Source organism: Billgrantia sp. NRB1 (assembly GCF_056921725.1).
Genome location: NZ_CM167783.1, coordinates 3,236,238 through 3,262,963 on the forward strand (window position 1 = coordinate 3,236,238; position 26,726 = coordinate 3,262,963).

Annotated in this window: 26 protein-coding genes; 10 read left to right on the forward strand and 16 right to left on the reverse strand. The window is 66.1% G+C overall.

Going from position 1 to position 26,726, the window contains the following annotated elements; translation table 11 throughout:
* The first annotated feature begins 220 nt into the window (after positions 1-220).
* Together ACZIYR_RS14670 and ACZIYR_RS14675 are read left to right on the forward strand one after the other, a co-directional pair.
* Positions 221-844, forward strand: a complete 624-nt coding sequence (locus ACZIYR_RS14670; protein WP_483527204.1) for a sigma-70 family RNA polymerase sigma factor — start codon at positions 221-223, stop codon at positions 842-844.
* A complete protein-coding gene (locus ACZIYR_RS14675; RefSeq protein ID WP_483527205.1) occupies positions 838-1,056 on the forward strand; it encodes a zf-HC2 domain-containing protein in 219 nt (72 codons plus the stop codon). The genes ACZIYR_RS14670 and ACZIYR_RS14675 overlap by 7 nt, the downstream gene beginning before the upstream one ends.
* A gap of 22 nt (positions 1,057-1,078) precedes the next feature.
* Here the strand turns inward: ACZIYR_RS14675 and ACZIYR_RS14680 are convergent, their stop codons facing one another.
* Together ACZIYR_RS14680 and ACZIYR_RS14685 are read right to left on the reverse strand one after the other, a co-directional pair.
* Positions 1,079-1,630 carry a hypothetical protein gene (locus ACZIYR_RS14680; RefSeq protein WP_483527206.1) on the reverse strand — a complete coding sequence of 184 codons (552 nt, stop codon included), beginning with the start codon at positions 1,628-1,630 and terminating at the stop codon, positions 1,079-1,081.
* On the reverse strand, positions 1,627-2,661 hold the full coding sequence (locus tag ACZIYR_RS14685; RefSeq protein ID WP_483527207.1) for a DUF3179 domain-containing protein: 1,035 nt from the start codon (positions 2,659-2,661) through the stop codon (positions 1,627-1,629). The genes ACZIYR_RS14680 and ACZIYR_RS14685 overlap by 4 nt, the downstream gene beginning before the upstream one ends.
* A 220-nt stretch (positions 2,662-2,881) precedes the next feature.
* Between ACZIYR_RS14685 and ACZIYR_RS14690 the strand changes: the two genes are divergently transcribed.
* Positions 2,882-3,574, forward strand: a complete 693-nt coding sequence (locus tag ACZIYR_RS14690; protein ID WP_483527208.1) for a TIGR04283 family arsenosugar biosynthesis glycosyltransferase — start codon at positions 2,882-2,884, stop codon at positions 3,572-3,574.
* Positions 3,564-4,181 (forward strand): TIGR04282 family arsenosugar biosynthesis glycosyltransferase, encoded by a 618-nt coding sequence (locus ACZIYR_RS14695; protein WP_483527209.1) that lies wholly within the window; start codon positions 3,564-3,566, stop codon positions 4,179-4,181. The genes ACZIYR_RS14690 and ACZIYR_RS14695 overlap by 11 nt, the downstream gene beginning before the upstream one ends.
* Positions 4,182-4,303: 122 nt before the next feature.
* Here ACZIYR_RS14695 and ACZIYR_RS14700 read toward each other — a convergent pair whose 3' ends face one another.
* From ACZIYR_RS14700 to ACZIYR_RS14710, 3 genes are all read right to left on the reverse strand, one after another.
* Positions 4,304-4,549 carry a hypothetical protein gene (locus ACZIYR_RS14700; protein ID WP_483527210.1) on the reverse strand — a complete coding sequence of 82 codons (246 nt, stop codon included), beginning with the start codon at positions 4,547-4,549 and terminating at the stop codon, positions 4,304-4,306.
* A gap of 67 nt (positions 4,550-4,616) precedes the next feature.
* The gene (locus ACZIYR_RS14705) at positions 4,617-5,048 is read right to left on the reverse strand and encodes a DoxX family protein (RefSeq protein ID WP_473034502.1); all 432 of its coding nucleotides are present in this window, start codon (positions 5,046-5,048) and stop codon (positions 4,617-4,619) included.
* Positions 5,049-5,155: 107 nt separating this feature from the next.
* Positions 5,156-6,901, reverse strand: coding sequence for a cation:proton antiporter (locus tag ACZIYR_RS14710; RefSeq protein ID WP_483527211.1), 1,746 nt, complete (start codon positions 6,899-6,901; stop codon positions 5,156-5,158).
* A 330-nt stretch (positions 6,902-7,231) separates the two neighbouring features.
* On the opposite strand from ACZIYR_RS14710, the gene ACZIYR_RS14715 reads away from it, so the two are divergent.
* Positions 7,232-7,813 (forward strand): sigma-70 family RNA polymerase sigma factor, encoded by a 582-nt coding sequence (locus ACZIYR_RS14715; RefSeq protein ID WP_473034506.1) that lies wholly within the window; start codon positions 7,232-7,234, stop codon positions 7,811-7,813.
* The gene (locus tag ACZIYR_RS14720; protein ID WP_483527212.1) at positions 7,813-8,010 is read left to right on the forward strand and encodes a zf-HC2 domain-containing protein; all 198 of its coding nucleotides are present in this window, start codon (positions 7,813-7,815) and stop codon (positions 8,008-8,010) included. The genes ACZIYR_RS14715 and ACZIYR_RS14720 overlap by 1 nt, the downstream gene beginning before the upstream one ends.
* 42 nt (positions 8,011-8,052) lie before the next feature.
* On the opposite strand, the gene ACZIYR_RS14725 is transcribed toward ACZIYR_RS14720, so the two are convergent.
* From ACZIYR_RS14725 to ACZIYR_RS14745, 5 genes are all read right to left on the reverse strand, one after another.
* Positions 8,053-9,354 (reverse strand): DcaP family trimeric outer membrane transporter, encoded by a 1,302-nt coding sequence (locus ACZIYR_RS14725; protein WP_483527213.1) that lies wholly within the window; start codon positions 9,352-9,354, stop codon positions 8,053-8,055.
* Positions 9,355-9,684: 330 nt separating this feature from the next.
* Positions 9,685-10,041: a hypothetical protein gene (locus ACZIYR_RS14730; protein ID WP_483527214.1), complete on the reverse strand. Its 357-nt coding sequence runs from the start codon at positions 10,039-10,041 to the stop codon at positions 9,685-9,687.
* A gap of 89 nt (positions 10,042-10,130) precedes the next feature.
* Positions 10,131-10,694: a DinB family protein gene (locus ACZIYR_RS14735; protein WP_483527215.1), complete on the reverse strand. Its 564-nt coding sequence runs from the start codon at positions 10,692-10,694 to the stop codon at positions 10,131-10,133.
* Between the two features lie 235 nt (positions 10,695-10,929).
* Entirely contained in the window at positions 10,930-11,226 is a 297-nt protein-coding gene (locus tag ACZIYR_RS14740; protein ID WP_473034511.1) for a hypothetical protein, read from the reverse strand.
* Positions 11,227-11,349: 123 nt separating this feature from the next.
* Positions 11,350-13,731, reverse strand: a complete 2,382-nt coding sequence (locus tag ACZIYR_RS14745; RefSeq protein WP_483527216.1) for a PqqD family peptide modification chaperone — start codon at positions 13,729-13,731, stop codon at positions 11,350-11,352.
* A 350-nt stretch (positions 13,732-14,081) separates the two neighbouring features.
* Between ACZIYR_RS14745 and ACZIYR_RS14750 the strand changes: the two genes are divergently transcribed.
* From ACZIYR_RS14750 to chrA, 3 genes are all read left to right on the forward strand, one after another.
* Positions 14,082-15,038 carry a sulfurtransferase gene (locus tag ACZIYR_RS14750; protein WP_483527217.1) on the forward strand — a complete coding sequence of 319 codons (957 nt, stop codon included), beginning with the start codon at positions 14,082-14,084 and terminating at the stop codon, positions 15,036-15,038.
* Positions 15,039-15,428: 390 nt separating this feature from the next.
* On the forward strand, positions 15,429-15,746 hold the full coding sequence (locus ACZIYR_RS14755; RefSeq protein ID WP_473034517.1) for a PadR family transcriptional regulator: 318 nt from the start codon (positions 15,429-15,431) through the stop codon (positions 15,744-15,746).
* On the forward strand, positions 15,743-16,942 hold the full coding sequence (gene chrA / locus ACZIYR_RS14760; RefSeq protein WP_483527218.1) for a chromate efflux transporter: 1,200 nt from the start codon (positions 15,743-15,745) through the stop codon (positions 16,940-16,942). The genes ACZIYR_RS14755 and chrA overlap by 4 nt, the downstream gene beginning before the upstream one ends.
* 61 nt (positions 16,943-17,003) lie before the next feature.
* Here the strand turns inward: chrA and ACZIYR_RS14765 are convergent, their stop codons facing one another.
* Together ACZIYR_RS14765 and ACZIYR_RS14770 are read right to left on the reverse strand one after the other, a co-directional pair.
* Positions 17,004-18,203: an MFS transporter gene (locus ACZIYR_RS14765; protein WP_483527219.1), complete on the reverse strand. Its 1,200-nt coding sequence runs from the start codon at positions 18,201-18,203 to the stop codon at positions 17,004-17,006.
* A gap of 68 nt (positions 18,204-18,271) precedes the next feature.
* Positions 18,272-18,616 carry a DsrE/DsrF/TusD sulfur relay family protein gene (locus ACZIYR_RS14770; RefSeq protein ID WP_473034521.1) on the reverse strand — a complete coding sequence of 115 codons (345 nt, stop codon included), beginning with the start codon at positions 18,614-18,616 and terminating at the stop codon, positions 18,272-18,274.
* 111 nt (positions 18,617-18,727) lie between these two features.
* Here ACZIYR_RS14770 and ACZIYR_RS14775 point away from each other — a divergent pair, with 111 nt between their 5' ends.
* The gene (locus tag ACZIYR_RS14775; protein ID WP_473034522.1) at positions 18,728-19,384 is read left to right on the forward strand and encodes an ArsR/SmtB family transcription factor; all 657 of its coding nucleotides are present in this window, start codon (positions 18,728-18,730) and stop codon (positions 19,382-19,384) included.
* A 38-nt stretch (positions 19,385-19,422) separates the two neighbouring features.
* Here ACZIYR_RS14775 and ACZIYR_RS14780 read toward each other — a convergent pair whose 3' ends face one another.
* The 4 genes from ACZIYR_RS14780 to ACZIYR_RS14795 all read right to left on the reverse strand — a co-directional run bounded on the left by ACZIYR_RS14780 (position 19,423) and on the right by ACZIYR_RS14795 (position 26,698).
* A complete protein-coding gene (locus ACZIYR_RS14780; RefSeq protein WP_473034523.1) occupies positions 19,423-20,106 on the reverse strand; it encodes a haloacid dehalogenase type II in 684 nt (227 codons plus the stop codon).
* Positions 20,107-20,256: 150 nt separating this feature from the next.
* Positions 20,257-21,675: an aminotransferase gene (locus ACZIYR_RS14785; protein WP_483527220.1), complete on the reverse strand. Its 1,419-nt coding sequence runs from the start codon at positions 21,673-21,675 to the stop codon at positions 20,257-20,259.
* Between the two features lie 507 nt (positions 21,676-22,182).
* Complete coding sequence (locus ACZIYR_RS14790; protein ID WP_483527221.1) at positions 22,183-23,682, reverse strand: NAD-dependent succinate-semialdehyde dehydrogenase; 1,500 nt, start codon at positions 23,680-23,682, stop codon at positions 22,183-22,185.
* A 232-nt stretch (positions 23,683-23,914) separates the two neighbouring features.
* Entirely contained in the window at positions 23,915-26,698 is a 2,784-nt protein-coding gene (locus tag ACZIYR_RS14795; protein WP_483527222.1) for an aminotransferase class I/II-fold pyridoxal phosphate-dependent enzyme, read from the reverse strand.
* Positions 26,699-26,726: the final 28 nt, after the last annotated feature.

A 26,726-nucleotide genomic window follows, 5' to 3' on the forward strand; every position in this document is an offset into this window, starting at 1 on the left:
CAGGAAAATCGAGAAACAAAGATTCCATTGCCTTCTATATATCCACCAAAATATTTCATCATGACCTGTAAGGCACTCCCCCTAAATACGACCAAGCCCTACGCCACTTTTCCGTCAGGCGCCATACCAATGGCGGACGTTTCTCGCGCACGCTCTGGATAGCGATGCACTTCCGCATGAGACAGGTTTCGTTCGCACAACAACACAGGGGGCGGAAGCCATGATGAATGAAGCACCAGCCAAGAAAGCCACTGGAAATACAGCACCCAGAGATGCTGAGCGAATCGCACGATTGGCTTCCATCCGCCCTCGCCTGCTATCGTTTTCCCTGCTACACCTGCGCGACCCCGCGCTGGCCGAAGACACCGTACAAGACGCCATGCTTGCGGCCATTGAAAATGGCAGCACCTATTCCGGCCGTTCGGGGTATGAAACCTGGGTATTTGGCATCCTCAAGTATAAGATTCTCGATGCCATACAGGATCAAAAACGCCGTGGGTACTGGCAGACCCTGGAAGAAAATGCCAATCACGACGCCACCGATCGGCAGTTTCTGCACAATGGCCGCTGGCACGCTCTGGCCCGACCCAGCGCTTGGGGCGAACCGGAGAGCATGTTCGAGAACGAACGCTTCTGGCAGGTATTTGACGCCTGCATGCAGAACCTTTCCGACAACTTGGCCAGGGTCTTTTTACTTCGTGAGCTGATGGGGCTATCGACTCGCGATGTCTGTCGGGAGGTAGGGATTGGAGAGAATCACTGCGCCGTATTGCTTTACCGGGCGCGGCTCAAGTTGCGAAGCTGTATCGAGAGCCGCTGGCTCACGGAGGCCCAACCATGCTGATGTGCAAGGAAGCCACGCGCCTGATGTCGCTGAAGCATGACCGGCCGCTTACCTTTCAAGAGCGACTATCGCTGCGCCTGCATCTTTCGATGTGCGGGGCCTGTCGTGAATGCGACCGTCAATTCACCCTCTTGCACGAGATCGGCCGGTCCTTCGATTCGGCGCCGATCCACGAGGAGGATGAAGACGAAGGCGATGACACCGCCCGCTAACCGGGCTCTGCCACCTTGGGGATCAGGAAAGAGAAACGTCGAGCCGTTTGGCCATCCCCCACAGGGCGACGCACAGCAGCAGCAGCGACACGGGAATCAATACCGGGGCCAGGCTGGCCACGGCGCCGGCGATCGGCAGCCCCAGCCAGATCAGCACCAGCGGCGCGCAGCAGGCGCCGCCGGCCAGCAGGGCGGGCAGCGCTGCCAGCAGGCCGGTGCCGGAGCCCCCCAGGCCGCAGGCGCGTGGTGCCCGCCACAGCCGCCAGCCGGCCACCAGGTTGAGCCCCACCAATAGCCCCACGATCAGCGCAAGCAGGGTATTGATGGGGCTGAAGGTCCAGACCAGCCTGCCCAGGAAGAACAGCCCCACGGGCTCGAACTGGAAGGGCCCCCGCGTCTCCCACACCCTTTCCCAGGCGGGAAAGAGCGCCAGCCAGCCGCCTTGGCCTCCCCCCATGATGTCACCTGTCAGCCACAGGTACAGCAGGGCGTACACGACCGTGATCGTCCCCACGGCGCTGGCCATGGCGGGATGCGACAGCAGCGACGTCACGACGCGCAGCAGGGCCCTCATGGTGCCTCCCCGCCTTCATAGAGGACGGTATCGGGATAGAAGGCCGCCCAGGCAAACCACATCGCCTCGAAGGCGTTGACCGGTTCCAGCTCGCCGGTACCGCCGCCGCTGACCCCGTCATCGCCGAAAAGAATCGCCTGGGCATCGAGAGCGAGCTGCTCGGGGTTATGGAACACCCAGCCAGTGGCAAGCTCGGGGTCGTGCACCACGCTGTAGTGGCTGTCGCCCAGCGCCAGGTCGACCACCCCCTCGGCCGCCAGCGCCTGCGGCGTGATGGCCGCGGCGCCGTGTCGGGTGCGAAAGCCGAGGATTTCCGTCTTGGGCGCAAAGCGGTCGTCCCGGTTCATCACCGGAAAGAGGCGGGCGCTGTCGGGCCGATAGTAGCCTGACAGGGGGGTATAGCTACCGTAGGGGTCACGCTGGTAGTTGCGCACGTAGCCGGTCCGGTCGGTCAGCACCTCGCTGTCGGGATAGCGCGCCTGCCACCGCTCCCAGGTGGTCCAGACCACGCGGAACTCCTCCAGCCCGCGTCCCTCGAGCGGTCCGTCGATGGCCACGCCGAGAATCTGCGGCCACTCGCTGTCGGTGGCCCGGTCGTACATGATCAGGTTGCTGTTGACCAGCCGACCGGAGACCCCCAGCTCGGTGGTACCGCGCTTGAACCCCAGCGCGGTACCGGTCAACGGACAGTAGGTGATGCTCACCGGCTCGCCGCCCAGCTCATCGTTGACGATTTCATGCCAGACCAGGATGCGCTGCGGGTAGGCGCGTACCACGCCGTTATGGTGTACCCCGATGATCCGCTCCTCGGGATCCAGGTCGGCCTGGTCGGCCGGCTGGAAATGCGGCCGGTCGATGGAGGGGATGCCGTCCTTGCCGGGCCCGCCGGCGCGAATCTCACTGCGAAAGGCCTCCAGCGAATACGCCAGAGGAACCGCAGGAGGGTGCTCGGTAGGCGGTGCGGCCAAGGCGGCCATCAGCGGTGACAGCGTCAGGGTCAGTGCCAGCGGCAGGGAGTGCGAAGGCTTCATGGTCCCCTCTCCTCGGTTTCAGGGCGGCGGTGGCGGCTTTACGCCATCGGCGTCGGTACGCGTCCCCCTTGGTCGCCACAGGAACCGGATGCCTTACAGCTCACGAACCGGCCCGCCCTCGCCTCCGGCCGCCATGGCGAGCGCCCTATAGCGGCAGGATTCCGTGTAAGCTTCTCCGCGACGGCACGACCAAACGGCACCCCGCTACCGGAGATCGCCCATGCCCCCGGCCCCTCGGCTGAGCATTGTCATTCCCACACTCAACGAGGCCGAGACCGTCGACGCCTTGATGCACCACCTGCTTGGCCTGTGGGTCTGCGGCGTGGAAATCATCGTCGTCGACGGCGGCAGCCGGGACGACACCCTGGCCCGGGTCCGCCCCTTGGCCACCCGCGTGATCACGACGCCCTTGGGGCGCGCCACGCAGATGAACGCCGGCGCCCGGGCCAGCCAAGGTGAGCACCTGCTGTTCCTGCATGCCGATACCCGGTTGCCGAAACGCGCCGACCGGCTGGTCGCCCAGGCGCTGGCCGGCAGGCGCTGCTGGGGGCGCTTCGATGTCCGTCTGGAGGGCCGCCATCCGCTGCTGCTGCTGATCGCCTTCGCCATGAACCGCCGCTCGCGGCTCACCGGTATCGCCACTGGCGACCAGGCCATGTTCATGACCCGCCGGGCGTTCGAGGCGGTGGGCGGCTTTCCCGACCAGCCGCTGATGGAGGACATCGAACTCTCGAGGCGGCTCAAGCGCCTCTCGCCGCCGGCCTGTGTGGGCGCCAGGGTCACCTCCAGCGGCCGCCGCTGGGATCGCGGTGGCGCCTGGGCGACAATCTGGCTGATGTGGCGGCTGCGCTTTCGCTACTGGCGAGGCGTCGCGGCCGAGGAGCTGGTCCGGGAGTATCGCCATGTCCGCTGACTTCCCACTGGCGATACTCGCCAAGGCGCCGCTGCCGGGGCGGGTCAAGACGCGGTTGATCCCGGCGCTGGGCGCCGAAACGGCGGCGCGGCTGCATGCCCAGCTGCTGCGTCAGACGCTCACGGTGGCCACGGCGGCCACCGTATCCCACCGTATCAGCCTATGGACGGCGCTGGATCACGCCCATCCGCTGTTCCTCGAGCTGGCCAGGCGCTACGACATCGAGCTACACGCTCAGCCGGCGGGCGATCTGGGCCAGCGCATGCACCACGCCCTGACCGCCATGCCGGGGCCGGGGCTGGTGATCGGCAGCGACTGCGCGGTCCTGACGCCGGCGCTGCTGCGCCAGTGTCACGCGGCGCTTGCCGGGTCGGACGCCGTCTGCCTGCCGGCCGAGGACGGCGGCTATGCGCTGATTGGCGCGCGCCGTCCCGACACCCGGCTGTTCGCCGCGATCGACTGGGGCAGCGAGCGGGTCATGGCTCAGACACGGCACCGGGTCGCAGCGCTGGGCTGGCGCCTCGCCTGTCCGGCGACGGTATGGGACGTGGACCGTCCCGAGGACGTGGCACGCTGGCTCAGGGCCGAACCGGCCGCCGGCGACTGAGCACTCCTTCGCCCTTCCCTCCACTCGGTGGTCTTACCGAGCCAGCGCAGCGGCCAGGCTGTCACCCGACGCACTGCGCATTCGTGGACGCGGCATATCCAATCGCGGATAGTCCAGCGGGCTTATTGGGCTTCTGCTTCCGCCTCGACCTCGCCTTCCGCTTCTGCCTCGGCTTCGCCCATGGCTTCCGCTTCGGCTTCACCCTCTGCCTCGGCTTCCGCCATCATGTGATAGCCGCTTTCGGTGGCCACATCGGAATAGATCGCCGTGAGCGCCGAGCCCCCGGTAACCAGGGCCAAGACGGGGACGGCATAGGCAACGCCCCGGGAAAGGCTGTTGAGAAGATTTTGTCGCTTGTCGTCCGGCATACATCCTCCTTGTCGGGTATTTCGGTGGCAGCGTCAGCCCAGGCCACCGAATCGGGGATCACGGCGTTCAGGCGTTATTGCCCTTGGCCAGCAGGTAGAGGGCCAGCATCACCAGCGTCACTTGGAACATCATGCCGCCGAGCGGATGCGACGCAGTGGCCATGAAGTGCCACTGGCCCCAATGCACCATGAAGATGGCCCCCAGCAGGATCAGGATCATGCCCAGGGCGGCCAGACGGGTGGCCAGGTCGCCTAGCTCGGACGCGATCAAACCTCCGAGCAGGATCAGCACTCCGGTGCCGACCTCACCCAGTGCCACGGCGCCGCCAAGCACCAGGGGGAGTCCCATCATCATGGAGAACTCGGCGACACCGCCCCCCATGAATTTGTCGATCCCCATGTAGAGAAAGACACTGGCCAGGGCGAAGCGCAGAAACCAATGGGCATACCGCTCTACAGGGGCCTGTTGGACGGCGCCGGCGGTTCTGTCTGTGTTCATCTCGTCATCTCCTTGGCTTGATCTCGAAGTATCGGGGCTCAAGAGTCTGTCGAGGGCAGCGGCGGAGCCTTACAAAAGCGGCATGGTCTTCGCTCTCCTGCCGCCCCTCAGCGAGAGTATCGGCGAGCCAGGCAGTAGCTAATGGCCAGTACCGCGCCGAATACCAGATGCGCCAAGATGGTGATCCAGTTTCTCGCCATCTCGAACCAGGGGAACATGGCGGTAAACAGGTAGAAGTTCACCAGGTAGATCGCAAGCCCGAAGAGCAGGCCAGCCCCCAGCGCCTTGATCAGGCCGGCCTCCTCGATAAAGGGGGCGAGTATCCAGGCATAGACCAGCGACAGGGTGAAATGCACCACTATGGCCACCAGCGCCAGGTCGATGGCGAAGGTGGCAGGCGGCGGCAGGACGTGCGGCCCCATGCCAATCGCCGCGATCATTCTGACCGGCGCCCAGGGACTCATGCCCTGAAAGAGCCAGACCATGGCCATCTCCAGAAAAATGAAGACGACGCCGGCAATGAAACCGGCAATGGCGGCCAGCCCCCAGGCGCTCTGTTTCAGACGCCGCGCCAGGAGAGGCGACATACTGCTCATGGCGTCGCCGGGATCCGAGTTTTCCCGTCCCTCGGCAACCGGGAGCTCATTGACCGGGTAACGTTTCAGGTAACACGCCATCAGCAGTGGATGCACCAGGATGCCGAAGGCAACCACGGCGAACACCATCACCAGCAGTTCATCCCGGTAGGGGTAATCCAGGGGCAGCATCAGGGCAAGCCCAGCGGGTATCGCCCCCCGCAACCCACCCAGCATCAGGGCATGACGCCATGCAAGTGGCAAAGCACAGCCTTGCAGGCGGATAAGGGGGCCAGAGGCATAGACCAGTAGGGCGCGACTGAACAAGAGCAGTACGATGATCAGCGCGTGGGTCCAGTCGAGGGAGAACACTTGTGGCGCCATCGCCGCCCCCAGGGCAAAGAACAGCACGCTTGACCCCAGACTGCCCAGGTATTCCCAGAAATCGTCATAGAGCTCTCGCTTGTCAGGCGCGCTACTGCGGCGGGAGTGGCTGAAGGCCAAAGCCGCGAACACCACCGCGATGATGCCCGAGGCGTGCAGCAGGCGTTCGCTGAGCAGAAAGCCCGCAACGGGAAGCGCCAGGGTCAAGGTCAACCCTGACATACGATTCTGCTCGCCCCAGTGGCGCACCAGACGCCCGATCAGCCAGCCCAGCAAAAGCCCAACCGGCACGGCGAGCAGCATGCTGCGAAAGGTTTCGATGGCGATATCGCCAGGCAGAAAATCGCCCGCCCCGATCACGGCCCCGGCCAGTGCCGTGAACATCACCACGGTGATGGCATCGATGAAGATCGACTCACCGTCCAAAAGCAATCTGAGCCGCCTGGGTATGGCGAACCGGTCCAGCAAGTGGGCGACGGAGATGGTATCGATTGCCGCCACGGCGGCACCGAACATCAGACCATGCAGGTAGGGGAGCTCGAGCAGCCAGGCGACAGGCAGGCCGATCAGAAACATCGCCATGGGCATGCCCAGCAGCACTAGCAGCATCACCGGAGCGGCGGCACGCACCAGCAGCGCAATAGGCAGGTGGCGCCCTTCCGAGAAGGCCAGCACGGGCAGCAGTATGCCGAAAACCACTGCCGGATCGAGACGCAGGGACGGAAGCTCGGCGATGCGCGACGCCGCCAACCCATAGCCGATACCCGCCAGGAGCAGCCATGACTCTGCCGGCAGCGCTGTACGCGGCGCATAATGGCGAATGCAGGACACCAGAAACAGAAAGCCGCACAGCGCGGCCAGAAGCCGGGTATGGTCGTCGACGAAGCCTTCCATCCACTACCTCCAGACGCTATTGCCGAGCCGCGGGCCAGCATGAGCTGGCGGTGGGTATTTTGCCCTTCGCATCGTGTCAGTATGTTTAGGGTTCAAAGTGTAGTAATACGGTCCTGACAGATATTGGAACGATCGGTACTAAATGCATATCATGTAGGGGCCGCCAGTGGCGGCGTTGCGCATTTCACATGACGCCAAGGCGATAGGCAGCCAATACGTCGAGCTAAAAAGGCAGGAGCCCGACGGAAAATTGCCAATGCCTGAGACCCTGGACCATGCTGTGTTAGCGCATGCCCTATGGACTACCGTGCCGAAACAGGAAGCCCCAACATGACCGCAGAAACGCTAGACGACCGCATGCAGCGCCTGTCCGCCGTCCGGCCACGGCTGGTATCCTTCGCCCGGCTGCACCTGCGCAACAACGCCCAGGCCGAGGATGCCGTCCAGGACGCGCTGGAGGCTGCTATCGAGAAAGACGCCAGCTTCTCCGGCCGCTCGGGCTACGAGACCTGGGTCTTCGGCATTCTCAAGTACAAGATCCTCGATACCATGCGCGCCCAGAAACGCCAGGGCAAATGGCAACCGCTCGAGGACGAAACCGACGACGAGGCCCTGGACCGCCAGTTCCAGCAGAACGGCCGCTGGCGAGAAGAGGCCCGCCCGGCCAGCTGGGGCGAACCGGAGGCGGCGTTCGAGAACGAGCACTTCTGGCAGGTGTTCGATGCCTGCATGATCGCCCTGCCGGATAACATCGCCCGGGTCTTTTCGCTGCGCGAGCTGATGGGGCTCTCCACCGAGGATATCTGCCGAGAGCTCGGCATCAAGGAGAACAACTGCTGGGTGATCCTTCACCGGGCTCGGCTTCGCCTGCGCAGCTGCATCGAACAGGGCTGGCTGAAGGAGCAATGCTGATGATAGTGATGTGCCGACGTGCCACTGAGCTGATGTCCCAGCGCCTGGATCGACCGCTGACCTGGCAGGAACGCCTCTCGCTGCGTCTCCACCTCTCCATGTGCGGCGCCTGCACCCAGTGCAACCGGCAGTTCGAGCTGCTGCATCGGGTGCAGTACCGGTTCGATCTGGATCAGCAGGGCAACGGGGGCAGGTGAGCCCTGCCCCCTCGCCCTTGCCTGAACAGGTTTGGGCACCATTCAGAAGCTATACTGCGCCGAGAACTGCAGGCGCGTGTTGTCGTTGGACGCGCGACTCTGCTCCTCCTTGCGGGCATGGGAGACCTCAAACCCCAGCGTCACCGGCTCGCTCACCTGATAAAAGTGGCTGAAGTGAATGCTCTCCAGCTTGCGAGTGGAATCGGGGAACAGGTTGCTCGGACGATCCCCCCGAACCTGCCCGTAGGAGAGGCTGGAGCTGAACTGGTCGGTCCACTGCTGGACAGCAGCGACGTTGAAGCCGTAGGCCTCGATGGTCTCCAGGCTGCCGTTGGCATCCACGAAAGCTTCGCCGATCCCACTCGAACCATCGCTGGCCCCGCTCGCCGTATACAGGTAGCGCCCGATGCCATCGCCATAGATGGCGCCCGCCATCAGGGTCGTGTCCGGCCCGACACCCACGTTGCCCGCCAGCATCAGGCCATAGCCGGTAGCGGAGTCATTGACGTTGCCGTCGTCGACCTTGAGTCGCCGGAGCACCGCGGCGGTCTCGAAGCCGGCATTGTCCCCGCTCCATTGATAGCGGGCGGTAACATCCGGCGCGGTATCACGCGATCCTTCGAAGCCGGTCGCCTCGGGGTTCTCTGCGGAGAACGACAGTGCCCCGTCGCCCACCGGCAGGGTATAGCGCACCTGCGCCTGGCGCAGGAAGCTGACGCCCACCGGGCCATCGAAATCGACGGTGCTGGGGTAGGCGGTAAAGTGCATGAAGTTGGTCCAGGTCTGCCCCGCCAGCAGCCCGGCCCACTCCCCGTAAGCGTGGCGCAGGCGGAAGCTGCGCGAGTTGGAGAACACTTCATTGCCGCCCCCGCCGAAGAAATCCCCCTCGAGGTGGGTGGTTGCCGGTCCCATCGCGGTGGGCGTCGACGTCTTGAGAAACAGTCGCGACTGGCGGGCATGGGCGCGGAACGAGTTCTTACTCGACGGGCCCCCCGTATCGATACCTTCGGCGAACAGGGTATCGCCAAGGTCCTGGTCGAGGTCGTAGATCGCATCCAGCTTGACGTAGCCGCCAATTTCCACGGAGGTATCGGAGCCCGGGAGCTTGAAGCTACCGGGGGTATCCCCGCCGGTCACGGCATCGGCCGGCCGCTGCTGGGCTTCTTCCGATTGCCGCTCCAACCGATCGATCTGGCGCTGCATCTCCTGCATCTGGGCGCGCAATTGCTCGGCGGTCACGTCTTGCGCCATGGCGGGCACGCTCAGCATGCCGAATGTGAGTGCCGCCGTCCCCGTCGACACCAGCATGACGGGCAGACGCTTCTTGTGATGTGAATGTCCCATGGAATTCCCCTTCTTCACTACATGGCATTGTGTTGTCGAGGCCGGAAGATGCTCGACATCTTATGCATCCCTTCTGCGAAAGAAGGTCGCCATGTTGAGTCAGAAAAAGGAGCGCTTTATGACAGCGAATCCACCTGGTTCACTTATAATTTTTCATGCCGGCCATATTTCAACAAACAGGCTCCCAACGGCGTAAGGAAATCACTAACGAGCCGACGAATGCCTTTGGGCTTTTGACTCTAAAATCCCCATAATGGGCCGGGGGATTCACAGCCGACACCTGACGATTGGCCAAGTTCGTGACCATCGGGATAGAACCGGTGGGTAGCGCTAGAAGAGCAGGTCGCCGTAGCTCCAGATCAGGGTGCCGAGGAAGATGGCCAGATAGCAAACGTAGGGAACCGAGCGCCAGAAGCGCGTGATCCAGCGCGCCAGCCACTGGGAGTGACCGAACAGGGAGACCCCTTCCGGCGCAATGCAGCGCATCATGTGGGTACGGTGATATTCCACGGCAAAGGAGAAGAGTACCATCAGGGCCCCGGAGCGCTGAAACCAGTGCCCCTCCCCCGTGACCAGGCTGGCGTAGGCGGAGACGGTCACCGGCAGGATGGCCAGCATCATGAGCACCGCCTCGATGACGTGATCCCTGGGCGAAGGTATCAACTGGGCGTCGTCTGGAGGAGCCATCGCCTTGCCCTCCCGGGTGTTGTCAACATGCTGCCTACGCTGACCGGGCTATCCCCTGGCCGCAAGCCCGAAGCCGGCAACCACCGGCATCAGGCACCTGCCTGATCCACTGCATCGCGCTGCCAGTGGCGCCGCGTCGAGGGGTGCACCCCGAAGTGCTCGGGCAACGCAATGCCGAGCTGCTCGGCCAGCAGGCCGATGATCGCCATATGATGAACGGTGTGGCTGGTCAAGAAGGCCAGCTCACGCCCTACGCTGGTGGTCAACGACAGCGTCTCGCCGCCGGTCGGATAGTTAAGCCTCACCTCCCGACCGGGCGATAGCCCATCCGCGGCGAGCAGCCGCTCGGCAATCTCGCCCAGCCGACGGCCGGCGAGCTGCGGCCACTGCTCCAGCGCCGCGTCGCGCTGACGGTGCTCGTAGTCCAGTTCGCCCTCCCCCGCGGCGGCCTTGCCGATGAGCAGGGCATCATAATGATCGATGATATGGCGAACGTGTTTGCCCAGGCTGTGACGCCCCTGAGCACCGAAGGGATGCTGGTAGTGCTCCGGCGACAGCTCGGCGACAAGGTCCCTAAGCTGTGCCAATGCCTCGAGGTTTTCCTCGATGAGCGCGTCCTTCTCCGGCGCTGGCATTGCAGTGATCGATGACATGGCCACACTCCCTAGGCTCTGTCTGAAAACTGGCTGCGCTCGACCATACGGCGTTAAAAATCGGCTCAAAATACTCATTTACACCCCGTAAATTCCGTCTTTTCGCCGATTTTCGCCTTGTCTGGCCTTCGCTCGCCGACTTTTCGGACAAAGCCTAATCCAAGTTGTCATTTCGTAAAGGGGAAGCCCGCAGCGCTCGACTCGCCCCGGCTGCGGCTTCCCGCTCGGCCGCGGGTCAGCCTTCCGCTTCGCCCTCGGCCTCGCCTTCCGCTTCTCCCTCTGCTTCTCCTTCGGCCTCACCTTCTGCTTCGGCTTCGGCTTCCCCTTCTGGCTTGCCCTCTGCCTCGCCTTCAGCGTGGGCTTCAGCCAGCATTAGCGGCGCCTCCTGTCCGCTGGTGTAGGCCGGGGCATCGTTGGCAACGGCCTGCATGGCCGCACCGCTTGCCACCAGCGCCAGGGCGGGTGCCGCGTAGCCGAGCTGGCGACTTAGCCGGCTCAGAAGCGTGCGGCGCTTTTCGTCGTGCTCTGTCATATCAAGACCTCCATCAGGGTTGTGGCACGGCTAGCGGCCGATGGCCGACATGCCGCTTGCTGCGAAGCGTGCCCTGGGGCAGCGCTTCACGAAGGCGACCCACCGGAGTGAATCGCCGACGACTCAAGCCTCGGCCGACAGAGAGCCCGCCGGGGCGTCACGCTCGGTTGCCTCATGCCGGGGCGTCTCGAGCCAGGTGATCAAGTGCGTTGCGCTGATGTCGGCGCCCACCGACCGGCAGGCGCGCCCCTGAAGCCACCGATCCAGCGCCTGGACCGCCTCGGCCGACGGCGGCGCCCCTTGGGCGGCGCGGCACCCGGGCAGCAGCGCGGCGAGGGCTTCGAACCGCGCCAGGGACGATGGGGGATCGGTCTCGGCGAGCGCGTCGCTGAAGCTCACCACCCCTATCGCCTGATCGGGCCGCTCCTCAAACGTCTCGGCGACTGAGGCGACCGGGCCCGACCAGGGCAGCGCCAGCGGCTCGAGCCGGGACGCGCCCTCCTCCGGGACCAGCCGCACACCGCGGGACAGCCTGCCGTCGAGGGACGCGGCGAGGCTGTCCAACGCCTCTCGGGCCCGGGCATTGTCTACCGCACAGACCACCCGTTGTCCCTCCGGTGTGACCAGCAGCCCGGCGTCGATCACCAGCTCCCCCGGGCGTGCCGCCTGGTGAAGCAGATAGTCGACCAGGGCCGGGGCGATATCCGCCAGGGACAGGCGCGAGGCGATCAGCTCGTCCTCCGCGACCAGGGCGTAGCCCGCCGCCGCCTTGAGCACCGCAAGGCGCGGCAGGGGGCTGGCCGCCTCGGAGGGGAGGGCCGAGAGCCGCCCTTCGAACCAGGCCTGCAACCGGTTGGCGGCGGCGGCATCAGCCACCTCCAGCACCCAGCGTCGGCCCTCATGCGCCAGCTGTAGTCGCCGCAGGGCCTCGGCCCGGGGTGGCGCGGACTGTTCCGCCCGGGGAGGGTCGGCCGAGGCAAGCGGCTCGGCCTCGCCCTGGCAGAGCAGCCCGGCCCGGCACCACTCGCCCAGGGTGGACCAGACCTCGTGGCGCAACGTCTCGGGCGACACCTGGGCCTCGCCTTCCCGAGCGGTGGCGGCCGCCAGCGTCTCGACAATGGCATCCGGTTCCAGGCCTTCGGTGGCCAGCAGCCAGATCAGCGCCGCGGTGTCGTTGGGGCGATAGAGGCGCCCGCTGTCGGGGGCGTAGAGGGCCAGGCGCTCGTCGTCATAGAGCTCGCTGACCCGGCGCCGCACCAGCCGCGGTCGCGGCACGCGCCGACCCGCCAGGGCATCGGCCAGCGCCAGGTCCTGGGGGGTCGGCAGGGAAAAGCTGGCCAGGTAGGGCATGGGGTCGGCCGCCGGAAGCAGGCGCTTGAAGCCTCCCGCCCGCGCCAGCTCCGCGCGGCTCTCGGCCAGCGGGTCGTCCCCCTCGCCGGCGTCGGGCTCGAGGGCGGCGAGATCGACCAGTGAGATCATGTCGCGCACCAGGCTGCCCTTGACCTCCTCCTCGATGCGCCCGCCGGTCTCCGGTGCGGCACAAATCCCCAGCGACGGGCTGAGGTTGCACTCCAGGATCCAAGGCTTGAGGGTATCGTCCACCATGCAGTCGAGCCCCAGCAGCTCGTAGCAGCCCCGCGGATCGGCGCCCACCGCCGCCGTTCGGCTGCGCATGGCGTCGACCCCGGCGATGGCGGTCAGCGCGACCAGCTCCTCGATGCGCGCGAACAGCGCATCGGCGTCATGGCCCTGGTCGCCAAGCCAGGCGCGGTAGCGGTCGAGGTCGATGAACTCCACCGGCACCTCGGCGCTGGTATTCAGGGCATTGATGTCGGGGTTGGTGAGCTGGCTGAAGGGGTTGTCGGCATCGTCGGGATCCCAGGGCTCGGAGGCCAGCTTGGCGAAGCCCTGCCGATACAGGTAGACCCGCAGCGGCGCCAGCGAGCTGATCAGCACATAGAGGCGCAGCACGTACTTGTGGCCGCGGATGGTATGGGGGTTGTCCAGGTACTCCTGGACCAGCCAGTCGGGCGCCAGCGGCGCCTCGGCCACGTCGCGCAGCACGCGCACGCCCTTGCCCTTGGAGGCGTTGGTGGGCTTGAGGATCCAGCGCTGCGTCGGGTTATCCAGCGCCGCCTGCTGCAGGGCGTGATAGTCGTGGGGCATCACATAGGCGCGGGGGAAGAAGTTCAGCCGGGCGGTGAGCGGGTGGTGCTCGCCGTAGCCGTCCACCAACCGCCGGCGCAGCCCTGAGAGGCTTTCGTGCAGCCGGCTCTTGACGGTCAGCGCCGCATTGCCGGGAAAGTGGTTGAGCTTGCGACGCGCCGAGACGCGTCGGAACTGGGCAGGCTCGGGCATGCCGGTGATCCAGGCGGCATCCCACTGCTGAGCGTTACCCTGTTGCCAGCCCAGCGGCTCGAGGGTCTCGCGGAAGAAGCGGTCCTGCTCGGCGGCGCGTTTGCCTCCCAGCCAGAAACGCGGTGTCGGCGGCAGCTGTTCCGTCATGCTCGCGATCTCCTGTGCATTGTTGTTGTCGGCGGCCACGGCGCTGGCGCTCGCGGGGCCGCTCGACGCCGTCGTAGCCCTTATGTCGCAGCCGCGGCGGCATCCTTACAGCGAAGCGTAGTCCAACGGCCTGCAGCCATCGCCTTGAGTTATGTACTAATCGATCCTAAATTTACGACGTGAGAGCCCAAGCCGGTCACACTTGCCCTGGCCTCCACGCCGGGGCATCAGAAGCCGGCAAGTTATTCCCTTTGGTGCTGAAAGGCGAGATAAGCGTTCTTGATGAGGCGTTGCCCCGGCACCATCGGCCGGCCTAGGCTCACCTCATCCCCGACGAAGAGGACTGCCCCATGCGACTCCACCTGTTCCTGGCCGCCGGCGCGCTGGTCGCTGCCGCCCCCGCCCATGCCCTGCATCCCGCACCGCTGGTCGACGCCGACTGGCTCGAAAGCCAGCTGGGCAACGACGGCCTGGTGGTCCTCGACGTACGCTCCTCCATCGACGATGGCGGCGACCGCGACGCCTTCGAGGCCGCCCGCATCCCCGGCAGTCGCTACAGCAGCTACACCGATGCCGGCTGGCGCGAGGAGCGCGACGGCGTGCCCGGACTGATGCCGGACGTCGCGGAGCTGGAAGCCTTGATCGGCGATCTGGGCATCGACAATGACGATACCGTGGTGGTCGTACCGGCCGGCACCGGGGCCACCGACTTCGGCAGCGCCGCCCGGGTCTACTGGACCTTCAAGGCCCTGGGCCACGAGGAAGTGGCGATTCTCAACGGCGGCTTCGCCGGCTGGCAGCAGCAGGGCCATGAGGTGGCCAGCGGCCCGGCAAGTGAGCCCGCCGCGACCCGTTTCGAGGCGAGCCTACAAGAGGCGCTGCTGGCCAGCACCGAGGCGGTCGAGGCGGCTCGCCAGGCGGGAGAACAGCTGGTGGACGCCCGCCCGGAGGGGTTCTACACCGGGGAGACCCAGTCACCGGCAACGCTCGTGCCCGGCACCATCCCCGGCGCCACCAACCTGCCCCACGACGGCGCCCTGGTAGCGCGGGACGGCGCCTACTACCTGGAGCCCGAGCGGCTGAACGCCGCCATCGACGCCGCCGGACTGGATCGCCAGGCTGCCACCGTGGCCTTCTGCAACACCGGCCACTGGGCCGCCAGCGGCTGGTTCCAGCTCAGCGAGATCGGCGGCCTCGACAACACCACCATGTACGACGGCTCCATGGCCGCCTGGACCCGGGATGACGCGCGCCCCATCCAGCTGGCTGGCCGCGACACCGTGACCGTGGAAGAACTGCGCGAGTGAGGCCTTGCCCGGCGACCCGCCGTGCCCCTTCCCTCCCGTAGAAGAGCCTGCCTCGATGACAGAGCGGCAGGCTCTCGCCTTGCCGTTATTAGCTTATAGAAAAATCAGCTAATTGAGCGACGCATGACTTGACCATGGACAAGGAAGCCCTTCCCCTACTCGCCTTTGCGCGCTCCCGCCTCCCCTATAAGGCTTATCGTCGAGTCCGCTCCAAATGGGACCACTTCAACCTGCTGTGATCGACCGCCCCCTGTCATTGGTCGGAATGCTCAACCCTTGATGCAACGTCTGGCGCCTCTCTGGAACACGACGAGTTGAAACGAAGGTGCCGGCTTGATAAAACGAAATTCGATATCGACTTTCGTTATTGGTCACGGGAGTGTCACTTCCATGGAGCATCATGACCTGCTGGCAGGCCTGGTGAGGCTGCATGTCCTCCACCATGCGGTTCAACATGAGATCTACGGCCAGTGGATGATCGACGAGTTGGCCCACCATGGCTACCGGCTCAGCCCCGGTACCCTATACCCCATGCTGCATTCGATGGAACGCAAGGGGTACCTGATTTCCCGTGAAGAGTCCCAAGGAAGCACCCGCCGTAGACTCTACCGAGCAACCGACCTCGGTCGGGAAGGGCTGGCGGTCGCCAAACGACAGCTGCGGGAGCTTACCGGTGAAACCATGAATGACAAGGAGTCCGAGCGATGAGCCATACACCAGAACCCGCCGGGCACATCAGAGAAGTTTTCACCGCCTTTTTGATGCTGGGCCTGACCTCCTTCGGCGGTCCCATCGCCCATCTCGGCTATTTTCACACCGAGTTCGTGGAGCGTCGGCGATGGCTCACGGAGCACGCCTATGCCGACCTGGTGGCGCTGTGTCAGTTCCTGCCCGGGCCTGCCAGTAGTCAGGTGGGCTTCGCCCTGGGGCTGATGCGCGCCGGTCCTTGGGGGGCAGCGGCGGCGTGGGCGGCCTTCACGCTACCCTCGGCCATCGTGCTGGTGCTGTTCGCCTTGGGTGCTGCCGCGCTTGACGGCCCCGTCAGCCAGGGCATTATCCACGGCCTCAAGGTGACGGCGGTGGCCATCGTCGCCCACGCCGTCTGGGGCATGGCCCGAAGCCTCTGCCCCGATCAGCGGCGCGCCGGCATTGCACTGGCGGCCGTATTCACCGTTGTGCTGGTCAGCGGCCCGCTGGGCCAGGTATCGGCCATCGTGGTCGGCGCCCTCGCCGGCATGGTGCTTTGTCGCGCTCACGCCGAGGCGGAGGTAACGCCCATGGCACTGCCCGTCTCGCCTCGGGCCGGCTACCTGGCGGGGCTGGCCTTCATGACCCTGCTGGTCGGACTGCCGCTGCTGGCGTGGGCCACCCCCTCCACGACACTGGCGGTCATGGACGCCTTCTATCGCGCCGGTGCGCTGGTGTTCGGCGGTGGGCATGTGGTGCTGCCGCTTCTCGAGGCCGAGGTAGTGCAATCCGGGTGGGTCGGTGCGGACGAGTTCCTTGCCGGCTATGGCGCTGCCCAGGCCGTACCGGGGCCGCTATTCACCTTTGCCTCCTATCTGGGGGCAGTGATGGGACCGCTCGGCGGCAGCGTCTTCGGCGCCACCCTGGCCCTGGTGATGATCTTCCTGCCCGGAATGCTGCTGTTGGTGGCAGTGTTGCCGCATTGGAACCGCTTTCGTCGCTGGGACAGCGCCCAGGCGCTGATGCGCGGCGCCAATGCGGCAGTCGTGGGCATCCTGGGTGCTGCCCTCTACCAGCCGGTCTGGACTAGCGCCATTCTCGGTCCCCGGGAGTTCGCCCTGGCGCTGACCGGTTTTCTTCTGCTCAGCGTCTGGAAACTGCCCGCCTGGGCGGTGGTCATCCTCCTCGCCAGCGGCGGCATACTCATCACCCTGTAGCGGGCGTCCCCCACCGGTCGGCGCGAGGCGATAGCCGGTCCCCGGCCGCGTCGGATCAGGGCTAGACGGGACGGGACATCGCGCGACGGCTACCACGACGCAGCCATAGCGTGGCCAGGGCCACCGCCAGTATCGCCGGCAGCATGGCCAGATTGAGGGTCTCCCAGCCCAGGCGGTGCAGCAGCGCCCCCGACATCAGCGACCCCATGGCCACCAGCGCGAAGATGATGAGGTCATTGATGCCCTGCACCTTGCCGCGTTCGGCCTCGCTATGTACCGAAGACAGCAGCGCGCTGCCCCCCACGAAGAGGAAATTCCAGCCGATGCCGAGGAGCACGAGGGCCACCCAGAAGTGCCCGAGACTGGCGCCGAGGTTGGCGACCAGGACCGCGGCGGCCAGCAAGGCGGTACCGGCCAGCAGAATGGCCGACACACCTAAACGGGCGATCAGGCTACCCGTCACGAATGAGGGGGCGAACATGCCCAGCACATGCCACTGCATGATAAAGGCGACCTGGGCCATCTCGAAGCCGCGGGCCCGCATGGCCAGCGGCGTGGCGGTCATCACCAGCACCATGATGGCGTAGCCCACCGCCCCGGCCAGTACCGCCACCAGGAAGCCGGGCCGGGCGGCGATGGTGGCCATGGAGCGTGACGTCTCGCCGGGCTGGGGCTCGCCGCTGGGCGGTACCCGCAGCTGCGTCAGCAGGCCAATGGCCAGCAGGGCGAGAAGGGCGATGACCAGATAGGGGCCACCGCCGGGCACGCCAGCCACCAGGTCGGTGGCCACGCTGGCATTCCAGGGGCCGAGGAAGGCGGCGACCACCCCGCCGGCCATCACGAAGGAGATCGCCCGGCTGCGAAAGGCGGCACTGGCCACGTCGGCAGCCGCGAAGCGATAGTACATGGCGAACCCCTGGTAGAGGCCCAGCAGCAGGTTGCCGGCACAGAACAACCAGAAGGTGCCCCCCGCAACGGCGCCGAAGCTGATCAGCCCCCCGAGCACGCCGCCCAGGCTCGCTCCCGTGATGAACCCGCGGCGCCGCCCCACCCGCTTCATGTACAGCGAGGCCGGCAGGGTCGAGATCACCGTGCCCAGCATCATCATGGCAATCGGCAGCGTCGCCAGGCTCGGGTCGGGGCTGAGCTGCTGACCGATGACCCCGCTCAGCGTCATCACGGTGATCGAAGCCACCATGAATAGCGTCTGGCTGATGACCAGAATGGCCACGTTGCATTTTTCCAAGCGTGCGGGGGTCATGTGAGCCTCTCTCCTTCGCGGCTGAATCCGTTCACAGGGTGCCTAAGGACTGCACCCAGCAGTACGCGTCAAAAAATCAACACCTTGTCGGCCTGCTCGGTGGCCTCGGCCAGGGCTTCCATGGTGCTGCGCTGCGCGCCCGACACCAGCTCGTCGACGGCGATTCCCCGAGCATCCATGCAGGTGCCGCACAGCAACACGCGGCCCTTGGCGGTGACGCGCTTGATCATGCGCTCGGCGTTGTAGAAGCCGTCCGGAGTTTGCTGGCCGCGCTTGGCGCCCGACACGGCATCGCCCATCAGAAACACGGTCACCTCGCTCTCGCGCTTGAGCAGCGCATGGGCGAGGCGCAGGCCATTGTAGAGTCGTTCAGTGCCGTAGGGAGGATCGTTGATGACGATGAGGGTCTGCATGGCGTCGCTCCTTTTTCATCATTCTATGAATCGATAGAATGATGGTTCTATGCATGACCCTCTGTCAACCGGCACAATGGGGGTATCCGCTTTCCATCGAGAGATGCAACGATGACGTCGCAACAGCAACTGCTCGACACCCTGGCCCTGGTTGCCCGCGCCCTGGGCAACGGTCACCGCCTGGCCCTGCTGGAGCGCCTGGCCCAGGGCGAGGCGCCGGTTGAGACGCTCGCGAGCACCGCCGATCTCACGGTAGGGAACGCCTCCCAGCATCTTCAGCAGCTGCGGCGAGCGGGCCTGGTGACTGCCAGGCGCGCCGGCAAGCAGATGATCTATCGCCTGACCGATGAGCGCGTCGTCACCCTGATGGGCCTGCTGCGCCAGGTGGCCGAGACCAACCTGGCCGAAATGGAGCGCCTGGTCGGCCGGCTATTTGCCGACGACGATGCCCAGGGGGCTCTGGAAGCGGTCTCCCGAGGTGAGCTGCTGGCCAAGCTGGAAAGCGGGCAGGTGGCACTGCTGGATGTTCGACCCGAGGAGGAGTACGAGGCCGGGCATCTGCCCGAGGCGATCAACATCCCCCTGGCCCAGCTCGAGGTGATGCTGGAGAGGCTGCCCCGGGACAAGGAGATCGTCGCCTACTGCCGGGGGCCGTATTGCGCCCTCTCCCACGAGGCCGTGCAGCGCCTGCGCCAGCTCGGCTATCGCGTCCGGCGCTTCGAGGAGGGCTATCCGGAGTGGAAGGCCGCCGGACTGCCGGTGGCCTGAGTCCTGGCAGCCTGTCGGATTTGACCAATGACAGGCTGCTAGGCCAGCCGCTCGGCCAGGGCGTCCAGGTCGGGCACCGTCATATCGGGTTCGACGCCCCAGGGGTCGAAGGGGGCCTCGGGGGTGCGGCGCACCCAGGCGGCGTGCAGGCCGGCGTGACGGGCGCCGATCACGTCGAAGGGGTTGCTGGAGATCAGCCAGGTATCGCCGGGGGCAACATCGAGGCGGTGGCGCAGGTGGGCGTAGACCGCCGGATCGGGCTTGAAGCGCTTGACCTCGTCGACGCTGACCACGGTCTCGAAGTGCTCGCCGAGGCCCGCCCGGTCGAGCAGCGCCTCCACCGCCTCCCGGGTGCCGTTGGAGAAGGCCGCGCAGCGCACGCCGGCCCGGGTCAGCCGCGCCAGGGTTTCGGCCGCCTCGGCAAAGGCCGGCAGCTCGCCGTAGACGCCCATCAGGTGGGCCTTGTCGCTGTCCGAAAGCGCCGTCTGCAAGGCGCGATCGGTGAAGGCCAGCGCCTCCTCGGTGCATTGGGAAAACGGCACATAGGCGCCCATCAGGCCGCGGCGGAAGCTGTACTCCAGCTGCTTGTCCCGCCAGCGTCGTGAGAACTCGGCGGCCAGCCCCTGCCTGCCCGACTTGCCAAGCCGGGTTTCCAGCTCCGCCACCACGCCGTGGGTATCGATCAGGGTGCCGTAGACATCGAAGGCCAGTACCGTTGCCATCGTCGCGCTCCTCGGTTGGGTCTCGATGACAGAGCATGAGGCCACGGGGTGCCGGGCTCAAGCCCCGGCTACTCAAGCCAAGCACATGAGAGCGCCGCGGGGTCTCCCCCGCGGCGCTCTCATTGGCTGACTGGTGGCGCTGGGGCGCCGTCAGGCGCGCACCGCCTGGAGGGCGCCCTCGCGCACCAGGGCATCGGTGACCCCATCCACCGCGCGGCGGACCCGGGCAACGATCTCGTCGACCTCGGCACGAGTGGTGACCAGCGGCGGCGCAAAACCCAGGATGTCGCCCTGGGGCATGGCGCGGGCGATCAGGTTCTCGTCGAGCGCCGCGGCGGCGATACGCGGGCCCACCTTGAGGGCCGGGTCGAAGGCCGCCCGCTGCTCGGGGGCGACCGAAAACTCCAGCGCCGCCAGCATGCCCACGCCGCGCACGTTGCCGACGATGGGATGGTCGCCGAAGGCGGCCTGCATCTGCTGCTGCAGGTAGGCGCCGGTCTCGGCGGCGTTGGCGGCCAGGCCCTCGCGCTCGATGATCGCCAGGTTGGCCAGGCCGGCGGCGCAGCCCAGGGCGTGGCCGGAGTAGGTCCAGCCGTGGCCGATGGGGCCGTACTCGCCGGTGCCGGCTTCCAGCACCTGCCAGACGCGGTCGCCGACGATCACCCCGGAAAGCGGCTGGTAGGCGCTGGTCAACCCCTTGGCGACGGTGATCAGGTCGGGCTTGATGCCGTAGAAGTGGCTGCCAAAGTCGGTGCCGATGCGCCCGAAGCCGCACACCACCTCGTCGGCGATCAGCAGCACGTCGTACTTGGCCAGCACCGCCTGGATCGCCTCCCAGTAGCCCTCCGGCGGCGGCACGATGCCGCCGGTGCCGAGCACCGGCTCGCCGATGAAGGCGGCCACGGTGTCGGGCCCTTCGGCCAGGATCATCTCCTCGAGCTTGCCGGCGCAATGCTGCGAGAACTCGCGCTCGCTCATGCCCTCCAGCTCGGCGGCGCGCTGGTAGTAGAACGGCGCCTCGGTGTGCAGGATGCCGGCCATGGGCAGGTCGAACTGGTCGTGGAACGCCTTGAGCCCGGTGAGCGAGCCAGTGGCGAGCCCCGAGCCGTGGTAGCCGCGCATGCGCGAGATGACCTTCTTCTTCTGCGGCAGGCCGCGCACGTTGTTGTAGTAGCGCACGATCTTGAGCTGGGTCTCGTTGGCGTCGCTGCCGCCCAGGCCGTAGTAGACCTTGGACATGCCGGGGCCGGCGAGCTCGAGGATCTTCTCGGACAGCGCGATCTGGGGCTCGTTGGCGTGGCCCACGTAGGTGTGATAGTAGGAGAGCTCCAGGGCCTGCTGATAGATCGCCTCGGCCACCTCGGTGCGCCCGTAGCCGATATTGACGCAGTAGAGGCCCGCGAAGGCGTCGATGAACTCGCGGCCGTCCTTGTCGCGGATATGGATGCCCTTGCCGCCGGTGATCACCCGGCCCGGCGCATCGCCATGGGCGAAGTCGCGCAGGTGGGTGGAGGCGTGAAAGGTCACCTTGCGGTCGCGGTCGATCAGTTCCCTGTGCTGCTGGTTCATTTCGCTCTCTCTTCTCAAGGCTCCCCGGCGTCCCGCCGGGGAGAGGTTTCAATTTCGGATACCCAGGGGCACCTATCGGCGCCTTCGCCCGGCAGAGCCGGCCTCCCACAATAGGTTTCCCTACCCTCGGTGGCCCATCCGGTGGGAGGACGCTTCAGCGCGCGAAGCAGTGCGCAGCACTGCCGGAAGGCACCCGGGCGCCTGCGGCGACAATCGCCCGGCAGAGCCGGCCTCCCACCTTGGGTTTCCCTACCTTCGGCGGCTCATCCGGTGGGAGGGCGCTTCAGCGCGCGAAGCCGTGCGCAGCACTGCCGGAAGGACCCCGGGCGCCTGGGGCGCCAATCGCCCGGCAGAGCCGGCCTCCCACAATAGGTTTCCCTACCCTCGGTGGCCCATCCGGTGGGAGGACGCTTCAGCGCGCGAAGCAGTGCGCAGCACTGCCGGAAGGCACCCGGGCGCCTGCGGCGACAATCGCCCGGCAGAGCCGGCCTCCCACAGGGGCAGGGATCAGCTCCCGGAGACTGAACCCAGGCCGCCCAGGCAGTAGTACTTCGTCTCCAGATACTCATCGATGCCGGTGATGCCGCCCTCGCGGCCCAGGCCCGACTGCTTGACGCCGCCGAAGGGCACGGGGGGGCCGGTCATCTTCACCGAGTTGACGCTGACCATGCCGTACTCCAGCGCCCGCAGCAGCTTCCAGATGCGGCGGATGTCGTGGGTGTAGACGTAGGCGGCAAGACCATACTCGGTATCGTTGGCCATGGCGATCACTTCCTCATCGTCCCGATAGGCGGTCACCCCCGCCACCGGGGCGAAGTTCTCCTCGCGCCACACCTTCATCTGCGGCGTTACCCCGGTGAGCAGCACCGGCATGAAGAAGTTCTCGCCGGGCGCGGCGCTCTGGTCGCCGGCCACCAGGGTCGCCCCGCGGGAAAGGGCGTCGTCGACGATGGCCGCGGCCTTCTCCACCGCCTGGCGGTGAATCAGCGGGCCCAGGTCGACCTCGCCTTCCAGGCCGTTGCCCACGGTCAGCGCCGCCATGCGCTCGGCGAAATGCGCGACGAAGTCGTCATGGATCGACTCGTGCACCAGGATGCGGTTGGCGGCCAGGCAGTCCTGCCCCGCGGTCTGAAACTTGGCGGCCACCGCCGCATAGGCGGCCTCCTTGGGGTCCATGTCCGGGCCGACGATAAAGGGGGCGTTGCCGCCCAGTTCCAGGGAGACGCGCTTCACCGTCTGGGCGCTCTGCTCCAGCAGCAGCCGTCCGACCCGGGTGGAGCCGGTGAACGACAGCGCCTTGACCCGCTCTTCCGCACACAGCAGCTTGGAGACTTCCGCGGGCTCGCCCAGCACCACGTTGAAGACCCCGGCGGGAATGCCCGCGCGCTCGGCCAGCTCCGCCAGCGCCAGCGCCGAGAAGGGGGTCTCGCCGGCCGGCTTGACGATCACCGAGCAGCCGGCGGCCAAGGCCGCGGCGGCCTTGCGGGTGATCATCGCCAGCGGGAAGTTCCAGGGCGTGATCAGCGCCGCGATTCCCAGCGGCTCCTTGATCGTGCCCAGCGCCGCGCTGGGAATGTGGCTGGGAATGGTCTCGCCGAAGGTGCGCTTGCCCTCCTCGGCGAACCAGCGCACGAAGCTGGCGCCATACTCCACCTCACCGCGGGCGTCCGGCAGTGGCTTGCCCTGCTCCAGGGTCATGATGATGGCCAGGTCCTCGCGGTTGGCGAGGATCAGGTCGTGCCAGGCCAGCAGCCGCTCGCAGCGCTCGTCGGCGCGCAGCGCCCGCCAGTGCACGAAGGCGGCATCGGCGGCGTCCACGGCAGCCTGGATCTGGTGTGCCTCGAGCCAGGGGATATGGCCCAGCGCCTCGCCGGTGGCCGGATCGAAGACGGCCTCTTCGCGACCGCCCTCGCCGTGGGTCCACTTGCCGTCGACATAGGCGTACTGACGGAAAAGACGCGGATCGTCGAGCATGGTGGACAGCGTCCTGGCCAGCTTCATGTTCATGCGGCACCTCCCCTGAATGCACCGGCCCGCGGATCGTGGAGATGGCCGGTGATGGTCAAAATGGTCGAGCGGCCGTCTGGCCGCTCGATGACCATAGGGTAAAGGCTTTGAAGGGGAAGGACTTTTCGATCGAGCGCCTGGCGAGTTGCGATATTTTTCGTCCTGACGCGTTAAGTCGTCGATTTCTTCTGCGGCCTGGCCGCGCCCCTTGGGCGCGACCGCAGCGGCCGACTCAGCCCGCCGGTGGATCGGCCAGGGCCGCCTCGGTGAACACGATCAGGCCGAGCTCGGGGCGGTAGCCGTGGATCTCGGTGACGTCCAGGGCCTGCAGGAAATAGAGGATCTCCTCGCTGATCACCTGGCCCGGCACCAGTACCGGGAACCCCGGCGGATAGGGAATCACGAAGCTCGCCGAGACCACGTCGCGCCCGGCCCGCATCTCGCCCTGCAGCTCGCCGTTGTCGAAGCGCAGGTACTCGGTGTTCTCCTCGTCATAGCTCAGGAAATAGGCGCGCCGGATATCGCCCTCGGGGGTGTCGCCGGCGGGATTGGGCCGGAAGGCGTCATGGAAGCGACTGAAGTCGGGCAGCGGCGGCAGCTCCTGGGTCAGCGAGCGCACGTGATGCTCGATGATCTTGCGCTCGGGGCGGCTGCTCTCCTCCCAGCGGTACTCGAACTCCTTGGCCAGCTTGATCAGCACGTCGAGCAGGTAGGCGATAGAGCCCCGGGTGGTACCGATGTTGGTCATGAACAGCACGGTGTTGCGCGAGGTCTTGTTGATCTGGATACCGTACTTGTTCATCAGGTAGTCGTTCTTGAAGGCATCGCCGTCGACGCCGGTGGCGCCGATGGCGATGGTCACCCGGCTGGGGTCGACCACGAACTCGTCCCGGGCCCAGGCCTCCTCCATGGCGTTCCAGCCGGTGACCGGGTCGTAGTAGGACTCGACCCCGGACTCGCGATACTCCGCCGGCACCAGGTCGGCGTTCTTGAGCACCCGGAAATACTTCTGCAGCAGCGGGTGGCTGTAGAGCTGCTCGCGCAGCGACAGCGCCGCCTCCACCTGGGCGTGGACCAGCTCGAAGCCCTCCATCTCGGCCTGCATGCGCCCCACGTCCAGCGAGGCGAGGATCTGGTAGTTGGGCGAGGTGGAGGTGTGGGTCATGTAGGCCTCGTGGAACGGCGCCTCGACCTTCTGGCGGAAGTCCTGGTCCCACACATGGATCATTGACCCCTGGCGCAGCGAGGTCAGGGTCTTGTGGGTGGAGTGGGTGGCATAGGCGCGGATGCGCACCGCCTCGGGGTCGGGCAGTAGGCGGTTGTCGAGCCAGGTGGCGTCATCGTCCGGGTCGAGGGCATCGAACTCGGCCTTCCAGGCCGCGTACTCCTCCCGATAGCTGTCGCTGCGGTAGCGGTAGCGCAGGGTGCGGGCGGTGTGCATGGCGGTGCGGGGGCGATAGGTGGGGTTGAAACCGGCGAAGGCGAACCACGCCTCGTCCCACAGGAACACCAGGTCGGGCTTGATCGCCAGGCACTCCTCCATCACCCGGCGCACGTTGTAGACCACGCCGTCGAAGGTGCAGTTGGTGAGCAGCAGCATCTTCACCTTGTCGAGCTGCCCGGCGCGCTTGTACTTGAGCAGGGTCTTCTTGATCTCCCGCAGCGGCACCGCCCCGTACATGGAGTAGTCGTGAAGCGGGTAGGAGTCCAGGTAGCTGACGTGGGCGCCGGCCAGCACCATGCCGTAGTGGTGCGACTTGTGGCAGTCGCGGTCGATCAGCACGATGTCGCGGGGTTTGATCAGCGCCTGAACGACGATCTTGTTGGCCGTGGAGGTGCCGTTGGTGACGAAGAAGCTCTGGCGGGCGCCGAAGGCCCTAGCGGCATACTCCTGGGCCTTCTTGATCGGCCCGTAGGGCTGCAGCAGCGAATCGAGCCCGCCGGAGGTGGCCGAGGTCTCGGCCAGGAAGATATTGATGCCGTAGAAGTCGATCATCTGCCCCGCCCAGTGAGAGCGGGTCACCGACTTGCCCCGGGAGATGGGCATGGCGTGGAAGACGCCGGTGGGCTTCTTGCTGTACTCGCGCAGGGCGTCGAAGAAGGGCGTGCGATAGCGGCTGTCGATGGCGCGCAGGATGGTGTGGTGCTGCTCGATGTAGTCGGTTTCGCGATAGAAGATGCGATTGAAGTAGCGGATGTCGCGGCTCGCGGTGGCCTCCACGTCGCCGCTGGTGACCAGGAACTGGTCGATCTCCGGGCGCAGCTCGTGGATCATCGAGCTGAGCAGGATGCTGCGCTCGGCCTCGGTCTGGCTCTCCAGTGCCTTCTCGGAGAGCCCCTCCAGGTAGTTGCGCAGGGCGCTTAGGTTGTACTTGGACTTGTAGGGAAACTCATAGCGGATTAGGCAGGCCTGGATATTGGGATTGACCAGCACCGCGATCAGCGCGTCCTCGAAGCTTCTCACCGTGACCACGTCGTAGACGAAGCGGTCCTCGGGGCGGCGCATGTTGCGGAAGGCCTCGCGGACCACCTCCTCTTCCTGGGCGGAGAGGTTGTCGACGACCAGCAGCTCGAAGTAGGGCTGCGCCGAGCTGTTGGAGGCCGGGTGGCCGTGGCGCAGCTGGGCCAGGGCGTCCAGGGTCTCGAGATCCTCGGCATCGGCATCGGTCTCGGAGAGGTCCACGTGGCGGCGCCGGTAGGACTCGCTGATCAGCGCTCGCACCAGCCGCTTGACCACCTTCTCCAGCAGCGTGTACTCCTCGCGGTCGAACAGCGACCAGAGATGGCGAAAGTCCTCCTTGGAGGGAAAGGCGTGGTAGTCCTCGATGATCTCGAGCCGCGTCAGCTTGACGTCGATGGCCTTGATCAGGTTCTTGGCGCGGCTCTCGTCGTCGAGCCGCACCAGGATGCCGAGGTCGCGCTTCAGTGCATTCCAGGTGTCGGCACGCAGGTGGGAGATCTTGTGATAGAAGCCCAGCGCCGAGTAGGACGTATCGGAATGGTTGGTCTCTTGCATGACGCCACCTTCGTATGTTGATTATTGT

Excerpts from the sequence above, each read along its gene's own strand:
- ACZIYR_RS14755 (WP_473034517.1), top strand. The coding sequence starts at position 15,429 with ATGGAGCATCATGACCTGCTGGCAGGCCTGGTGAGGCTGCATGTCCTC.
- ACZIYR_RS14735 (WP_483527215.1), bottom strand. The coding sequence starts at position 10,694 with ATGTCATCGATCACTGCAATGCCAGCGCCGGAGAAGGACGCGCTCATC.
- ACZIYR_RS14705 (WP_473034502.1), bottom strand. The coding sequence starts at position 5,048 with ATGAACACAGACAGAACCGCCGGCGCCGTCCAACAGGCCCCTGTAGAG.
- ACZIYR_RS14680 (WP_483527206.1), bottom strand. The coding sequence starts at position 1,630 with ATGAGGGCCCTGCTGCGCGTCGTGACGTCGCTGCTGTCGCATCCCGCC.
- ACZIYR_RS14730 (WP_483527214.1), bottom strand. The coding sequence starts at position 10,041 with ATGGCTCCTCCAGACGACGCCCAGTTGATACCTTCGCCCAGGGATCAC.
- ACZIYR_RS14745 (WP_483527216.1), bottom strand. The coding sequence starts at position 13,731 with ATGACGGAACAGCTGCCGCCGACACCGCGTTTCTGGCTGGGAGGCAAA.
- ACZIYR_RS14795 (WP_483527222.1), bottom strand. The coding sequence starts at position 26,698 with ATGCAAGAGACCAACCATTCCGATACGTCCTACTCGGCGCTGGGCTTC.
- ACZIYR_RS14770 (WP_473034521.1), bottom strand. The coding sequence starts at position 18,616 with ATGCAGACCCTCATCGTCATCAACGATCCTCCCTACGGCACTGAACGA.
- ACZIYR_RS14765 (WP_483527219.1), bottom strand. The coding sequence starts at position 18,203 with ATGACCCCCGCACGCTTGGAAAAATGCAACGTGGCCATTCTGGTCATC.
- ACZIYR_RS14710 (WP_483527211.1), bottom strand. The coding sequence starts at position 6,901 with ATGGAAGGCTTCGTCGACGACCATACCCGGCTTCTGGCCGCGCTGTGC.
- ACZIYR_RS14695 (WP_483527209.1), top strand. The coding sequence starts at position 3,564 with ATGTCCGCTGACTTCCCACTGGCGATACTCGCCAAGGCGCCGCTGCCG.
- ACZIYR_RS14715 (WP_473034506.1), top strand. The coding sequence starts at position 7,232 with ATGACCGCAGAAACGCTAGACGACCGCATGCAGCGCCTGTCCGCCGTC.
- ACZIYR_RS14740 (WP_473034511.1), bottom strand. The coding sequence starts at position 11,226 with ATGACAGAGCACGACGAAAAGCGCCGCACGCTTCTGAGCCGGCTAAGT.
- ACZIYR_RS14720 (WP_483527212.1), top strand. The coding sequence starts at position 7,813 with ATGATAGTGATGTGCCGACGTGCCACTGAGCTGATGTCCCAGCGCCTG.
- ACZIYR_RS14725 (WP_483527213.1), bottom strand. The coding sequence starts at position 9,354 with ATGGGACATTCACATCACAAGAAGCGTCTGCCCGTCATGCTGGTGTCG.
- chrA (WP_483527218.1), top strand. The coding sequence starts at position 15,743 with ATGAGCCATACACCAGAACCCGCCGGGCACATCAGAGAAGTTTTCACC.
- ACZIYR_RS14690 (WP_483527208.1), top strand. The coding sequence starts at position 2,882 with ATGCCCCCGGCCCCTCGGCTGAGCATTGTCATTCCCACACTCAACGAG.
- ACZIYR_RS14675 (WP_483527205.1), top strand. The coding sequence starts at position 838 with ATGCTGATGTGCAAGGAAGCCACGCGCCTGATGTCGCTGAAGCATGAC.
- ACZIYR_RS14775 (WP_473034522.1), top strand. The coding sequence starts at position 18,728 with ATGACGTCGCAACAGCAACTGCTCGACACCCTGGCCCTGGTTGCCCGC.
- ACZIYR_RS14780 (WP_473034523.1), bottom strand. The coding sequence starts at position 20,106 with ATGGCAACGGTACTGGCCTTCGATGTCTACGGCACCCTGATCGATACC.
- ACZIYR_RS14670 (WP_483527204.1), top strand. The coding sequence starts at position 221 with ATGATGAATGAAGCACCAGCCAAGAAAGCCACTGGAAATACAGCACCC.
- ACZIYR_RS14790 (WP_483527221.1), bottom strand. The coding sequence starts at position 23,682 with ATGAACATGAAGCTGGCCAGGACGCTGTCCACCATGCTCGACGATCCG.
- ACZIYR_RS14700 (WP_483527210.1), bottom strand. The coding sequence starts at position 4,549 with ATGCCGGACGACAAGCGACAAAATCTTCTCAACAGCCTTTCCCGGGGC.
- ACZIYR_RS14785 (WP_483527220.1), bottom strand. The coding sequence starts at position 21,675 with ATGAACCAGCAGCACAGGGAACTGATCGACCGCGACCGCAAGGTGACC.
- ACZIYR_RS14685 (WP_483527207.1), bottom strand. The coding sequence starts at position 2,661 with ATGAAGCCTTCGCACTCCCTGCCGCTGGCACTGACCCTGACGCTGTCA.
- ACZIYR_RS14750 (WP_483527217.1), top strand. The coding sequence starts at position 14,082 with ATGCGACTCCACCTGTTCCTGGCCGCCGGCGCGCTGGTCGCTGCCGCC.